General features: G+C 68.4%; 7 protein-coding genes and 1 other RNA gene. All 8 read left to right on the top strand.

The features are described from left to right. The coding region (locus ACIQ3R_RS14600) for a GNAT family N-acetyltransferase (protein ID WP_397419590.1) at window positions 1–327 on the top strand (327 nt) is incomplete at its 5' end. Between the two features lie 8 nt (window positions 328–335). Continuing rightward, on the top strand, window positions 336–680 hold the full coding sequence (locus ACIQ3R_RS14595) for a GIY-YIG nuclease family protein (RefSeq protein WP_397419589.1): 345 nt from the start codon (window positions 336–338) through the stop codon (window positions 678–680). Window positions 681–757: 77 nt separating this feature from the next. After that, an RNA gene (gene rnpB / locus ACIQ3R_RS14590) (RNase P RNA component class A) lies at window positions 758–1,176 on the top strand. Between the two features lie 208 nt (window positions 1,177–1,384). Beyond that, entirely contained in the window at window positions 1,385–1,852 is a 468-nt protein-coding gene (locus tag ACIQ3R_RS14585; protein ID WP_397419588.1) for a division/cell wall cluster transcriptional repressor MraZ, read from the top strand. Continuing rightward, window positions 1,849–2,781 carry a 16S rRNA (cytosine(1402)-N(4))-methyltransferase RsmH gene (gene rsmH / locus ACIQ3R_RS14580; protein ID WP_397419587.1) on the top strand — a complete coding sequence of 311 codons (933 nt, stop codon included), beginning with the start codon at window positions 1,849–1,851 and terminating at the stop codon, window positions 2,779–2,781. The genes ACIQ3R_RS14585 and rsmH overlap by 4 nt, the downstream gene beginning before the upstream one ends. Further along, on the top strand, window positions 2,778–3,251 hold the full coding sequence (locus ACIQ3R_RS14575) for a cell division protein (RefSeq protein WP_397419586.1): 474 nt from the start codon (window positions 2,778–2,780) through the stop codon (window positions 3,249–3,251). The genes rsmH and ACIQ3R_RS14575 overlap by 4 nt, the downstream gene beginning before the upstream one ends. Further along, window positions 3,248–5,002, top strand: coding sequence for a peptidoglycan D,D-transpeptidase FtsI family protein (locus tag ACIQ3R_RS14570; RefSeq protein WP_397419585.1), 1,755 nt, complete (start codon window positions 3,248–3,250; stop codon window positions 5,000–5,002). The genes ACIQ3R_RS14575 and ACIQ3R_RS14570 overlap by 4 nt, the downstream gene beginning before the upstream one ends. Then, on the top strand, window positions 4,999–5,602 hold a 604-nt coding region (locus ACIQ3R_RS14565), incomplete at its 3' end, for a Mur ligase family protein (protein WP_397419584.1). The genes ACIQ3R_RS14570 and ACIQ3R_RS14565, both read left to right, overlap by 4 nt.

Below are 5,602 nucleotides of genomic sequence, written 5' to 3'. Positions count from 1 at the left end.
GCCGACGGTCGGGTCATCGGATCGATCAGACTGGGACTGAAAGCCCCGGGACATCGGACGGCGGACTTCGGGCACAGCTATCACCGGGCCTATTGGCGCCAGGGCTATGCGGCCGAGGCGGCACGGGCCCTGTTCGCGGTCGGGTTCGGAGACCTGGGACTGCACCGGATCTGGGCGACGGCGGACGTGCGTAACGTGGCCTCGTGGCGGCTACTTGAAAAGCTCGGCATGCGCCGTGAGGCGCACTTCCGGCGGGACGTGCTGGTCAAGGGCGAGTGGCGGGACAGCTACCTCTACGCCATCCTGGCCGACGAGCATGGACGATGAGGCGAGAAATGGACAAGCAGGCCCGACGGCAGGCGCAGCGGGACTTCAAGGAACGCGAGGTGTGGCCGGGGATCTACGCCGTGCGCTGCCTGGCGACGGGCGAGGTCTGGACGGCGGCGTCGCGCAACATCGACGCTCAGGAGAACAGCGTCTGGTTCTCCCTGCGCACCGGCGGGCGCCCGAACCGGGCGCTGCAGGCGGCGTGGGCGGCGCACGGGTCCGAGGGGCTGACCTACGAGGTTCTAGAGCGGATCGTCGATCCCCATCTGACGCGGATGGGCCTGGCGGATCAGACCAAGGCGCGCGAGGCGCACTGGCGGGCGGAACTGGGGGCGGCGAAGGCGGTGGGATGAGGGACGGCGATGAGTCTCGTCGTCGACGCCTCGGTGACTTGATCTTGTCTCGACCTTGTGTCCACGGTCGCGGCGGATCAGACGGCTGGGCGGTCGCGGGCCCTTTCGGGGGTTCGAGGAAAGTCCGGGCTCCACGACGACATGGCGGTGGGTAACGCCCACCGGGGGTGACCCCAGGGATAGCGCCACAGAGATCGAACCGCCCGCCTTCGTCCCTCCGGGGCGTCGGCGCGGTAAGGGTGAAAAGGTGGGGTAAGAGCCCACCGGGCCGCTGGTGACAGGGGTCGCATGGCAAGCCCCGCCAGGAGCAAGACCGAATAGGGATCCCGCGTCCATTGTGGCTTCGGCCTTGGTGGACAGGCGTGTCGGCGCGCCGAGGGGTCCGGGTAGGTCGCGAGAACCGGTCGGCGACGGCCGGTCCAGAGGAATGACCGTCACGCCATCTCTTCGTGAGGAGAGGGGCGGACAGAACCCGGCTTACAGGCCGCCTGATCCGCATTAACCATTTGTTCTAAAATCGTTCCGGATGAAGGCGTTAGCGGTGCGCGCCTGCGTCAATTTTTCGCCTGAATTCGGCTTGGTGAGGCGCCAAGTGTCATTGAACCCCACTTAATCCCATGTTACCCCAATAAGCATTCGCTAACCATAGCGGCGGGTCGGGGCGCCGGCTGGCGGGTTGGGCGAAGGAGGGGACCAGGGCCGGGATGTTTCTCTCGACCTACGAGAAGCAGTTGGACGCGAAGCGGCGCATCGTTGTGCCGCAGGAGTATCGCGCCGCGCTCTCAGGTCCCGCGGACGGCCTCTTCATCTTTCCTTCGATCCGCTCGAACTGCCTGGAGGGTGGGGGGCAGCCGCTTTTCGACCGCTATGGCGCGATGGCCGACGAACTGGAGTTCGGCGATGAAGTGCGGGACTCCATCGAGCGCAATGTGTTCGGTCGGATGCAGAAGCTCTCGTTCGACACTGCGGGCCGTATCACCCTTCCGGAAGCGCTATGCGAGGAGTTCGGCCTTACCGATTGGGTGGCCGTGGTGGGACTGCGTGACCGCTTCGAGATCTGGGAGCGGGATGCGTTCAACGCCCAGCGCCCGACCGACCGCGACTTCGCCCGCACCGGCCTAGCCGACATGCGCAACCGCCAGCGTCTGGCCCGCCTCGGAGGCGCGACATGAGCGCGCCGCACGTTCCGGTGATGTTGAGCGAGGTCCTGGCGCGACTGGCGCCGGCGCCGGGCGAGTTGATTATCGACGGCACCTTCGGCGCGGGCGGCTATACTCGCGCCATCCTCGAGACCGGGGCGAAGGTGGTGGCGTTCGACCGCGATCCGCGCGTGAAAATCCACGCCGAGGGTCTGCCGGCGGATCGGTTCCGTCTGGTGGAAGCGCGGTTTTCGGAGATGGCGACTGAGTTGGGGGGTGCGGCGGCGGACGGTGTGGCGCTCGACCTTGGCGTCTCGTCGATGCAGTTCGACGAGGCGGATCGCGGTTTTTCGCTCATGCGGGACGGGCCTCTCGACATGCGTATGGGCGCTGACGGGCCCACGGCGGCCGATCTGGTCAACACCGCCGAGGCGGAGGAACTGGCGCGGATCTTGTTCTTCTATGGCGAAGAACGGGAGAGTCGACGGGTGGCGCGGGCGATCATCCGCCGGCGTGAGCAGGCGCTGTTCGAGCGCACGCTGGACCTGGCCGAGGTGGTGGAGCGCGCTCTGGGCGGCCGGCGCGGGGCGCGGATTCATCCGGCGACCCGGACCTTTCAGGGTCTGCGGATCGCGGTGAACGAGGAGCTTTCCGAGTTGGAGGCCGGCCTCACGGCGGCAGAGCGGGTGCTGAAGGCCGGAGGCCGGCTGTGCGTGGTGACCTTCCACTCGCTGGAAGACCGGATCGTGAAGGCGTTCCTGGGCGAACGCGCCGGGAGGACGCCGGGTGGATCGCGCCATGCGCCGGTCGGGCCTGGCGGTCCGCCGCCGAGTTTTCGATTGATGTTCAACGGCGCAGAGGCAGCTTCCGACGCCGAGGCGGCGGTCAATCCGCGGGCGCGCTCGGCGAAGCTCAGGGCCGCGATTCGCACTGATGCGCCGGTCTGGAGGGCGGCGGCATGAGTCTCTTCGCTCGCCGCGTCCGGGGTTTTCGCGTGGTCGATCTGATCGCCGCCGGCTTGCTGGTGGCGGTGATCCTGGGCGTCTATCTGGCCAAGACCCTGGCCGGTCGGGAGCGGGCCGAGATCGCCAGCGTTACGCGGCAGATCAACGCCGAGGCCCAGCGTATCCGCCTGCTGGAGGCCGAGGTGGCGCATCTGGAACAGCCGGGTCGGATCGAGCGCCTCTCGGTCGTCTATCTGAAAATGTCGCCGGTCACTGCGCATCGTGAGGCGAGCGTCGACCAGATCATCGATGTGGCGCGTGCGGGGCCGCCCTCGGAGGCCAAGGCGCCCTCGGCGGTGGCGGCGATGGTCAACGCCGCCGGCGCCAGCGTGGTTCCAGGCGTGCCGCCACCTCCGCCGCCCGAAGCCAATCCGGTTCGCGTGGCCGCAGCCGCGCCCGCCGCGCCGACCGCCGGAGCGGCGCGATGAGTCTGGATCAACCTACCCTCGGCGGTCGCGGCCTGCCCCGATGGCTGGCCGAACTGATGTGGAAGTGGGAGCACGCCTTCGAGCGGGCTCGGGCTTCGGGCCGGGCGGAAGACGACACCCGCATCCGCATCTTCGTCGTTATGGCGGTCTTCTCGGCTGCGTTCGTGGTTCTGGCGATCGGGGCGACCCGGGCGGCGTTGTTCTCGGATGCGGCCCATGCCACGGGCGGTGCGCCCCTCGGCGCTTCTCGGGCCGATCTTGTCGATCGCAATGGGCGGATGCTGGCTGCCGATCTCCTGCATTATGGGCTCTACATAAACCCCCGAGAGATCTGGGATACGGCCGAGACGCGTCAGGCGCTGTCGCGGACCCTGCCTGAACTCGACATGGCGCGGCTTGAGCGGGCGCTGCGCGGCAACCGTCGGGTGTTCGTGATGGGCGCCCTGACGCCTGAGGCGCGGAATCGGGTGCATGTGCTGGGCCTGCCCGGCGTGACCTTCGAGCCGGAGCAGCGCCGGGTGTATCCGCTGGGAACCAGCGCGGCCCACATCGTCGGCTTCTCCGATGCGGGCGGTGAGGGCCTTTCCGGCGTGGAGGCAGCCTTCAACGACGAGATCCGGCAGGCCGTTCACACCGGCGGATCGGTGGCGCTGTCCATCGATCTTCGGGTGCAGGGCGCGCTTGAAGACGAACTCTATAAGGCGGTGGCGGAGTTCACGCCCAAGGGCGCCGTGGGTCTGGTGACCGATGTGCACACTGGCGAGGTCCTGGGTATGGCCAGCTGGCCGGCGATGGACCCGAACCGGCCCGGCCGCTCAAGCGTCTATGCGCAGACCAACCGGGCGGCGGCTTCGGTCTTTGAGATGGGCTCGACCTTCAAGGCGTTCACTGTGGCCATTGGTCTCGATAGCGGCGTGGCGACGCCCGAGAGCACCTTCGACGCCCGGTTCCCCTACAAGATGGGCTATCGGACCATCCAGGACTACCACGCCGCGCGTAAGGTCCTGACGCTGGTTGAGGTGTTCCAGCACTCGTCGAACATCGGTACGGCCAAGCTGGCTCAGGCCGTCGGGCCTGAGCGCATGGGTCGTTACTTTGACGGCCTGGGGCTGACCACGCCGGCCAAGGTGGAGCTGATTGAGAACGCCCGGCCGCTGACGCCCAAGGTGTGGAACGACGACGCGGTGGCCTCCAGCTCGTTTGGGCACGGCATCAACGTGACGCCCCTGGCGCTGGCTCGCGCCATGAGCGCACTGCTGAACGGAGGAGAGCTGATCCCGCTCACGGTCCGCAAGCTCGAACCCGGCGTCAAGGTGGCCGGCACGCGGGTGATGAGCGAGCGCACGTCGCTGCAGATGCTTTCGATCATGCGCGCCAACGTTACCGGCGGCAGCGGCAAGTCGGCTGATATCCCCGGCCTGAGCGTCGGCGGCAAGACGGGCACTGGCGAGAAGTATGATCCGGCGATCCGCGCCTACAACACCCAGAGGCAGGTCTCGTCGTTCGCGGCGGTGTTCCCGACCACCGGCCCGGCCGACGCCAAGCGCTATTTTGTGCTGATCCTGCTGGATGAACCGAACGGTACGGCGGCCAGCGCGGGCTACTCCACCGGCGGCTGGGTGGCGGCGCCGGCGGCCGGTCGGGTGATTGAGCGCATCGCGCCATTCCTGGGCGTGCGGCGGCGCACCGATGTCGGCCAGGCGATCCCGGTCGAGCCGCCGAGCGAAGAGACCGTGGGCGAGGGACGATGAGGGCGCGCCTGTCCCACCTCGTGCGCCGCGAGCTGGCCATTGATCCGGACATCACGGGCGTGACGGCGGACAGCCGCAGGGTCAAGCCGGGGTTCCTGTTCGCCGCCCTGCCGGGCTCGCTGGCGGATGGGGCGAGTTTCGCGGCGCAGGCCGTGGCGGCCGGCGCCGCGGCGGTGCTGGCCGACCACGATCTGGGGCTGTCGGCGCCCACGGTTGTCTGCCGGGATCCGCGACGTGGCTATGCGCTGGCGGCGGCCAACTTCTGGGGCCTGCAGCCCAAGTTTTCGGTGGCGGTCACCGGCACCAACGGCAAGACATCAGTGGCCAACTTCTGTCGCCAGATCTTCGCGCGGGCCGGGCACGTTTCGGCCAGTATGGGCACGCTGGGCCTGACGGTCTCGCGGCCGGACGGGAGCCACGACCAAATCACGCCGCCGGGCCTGACGACGCCTGACGCCGGCGATGTGGCGGAGCTGCTGGCGCGGGTGGCGCAGTTGGGCGTGACCCACTTCGCCATGGAAGCCTCGTCCCACGGCATAGATCAACGGCGGCTGGATGGCGTGCGGCTGGCGGCGGCCGGGTTCCTGAACCTGACTCAGG

Source organism: Phenylobacterium sp., from assembly GCF_044371015.1.
Lineage (GTDB): Bacteria > Pseudomonadota > Alphaproteobacteria > Caulobacterales > Caulobacteraceae > Phenylobacterium.
This window is presented reverse-complemented; position numbering and strand designations above follow the sequence as displayed.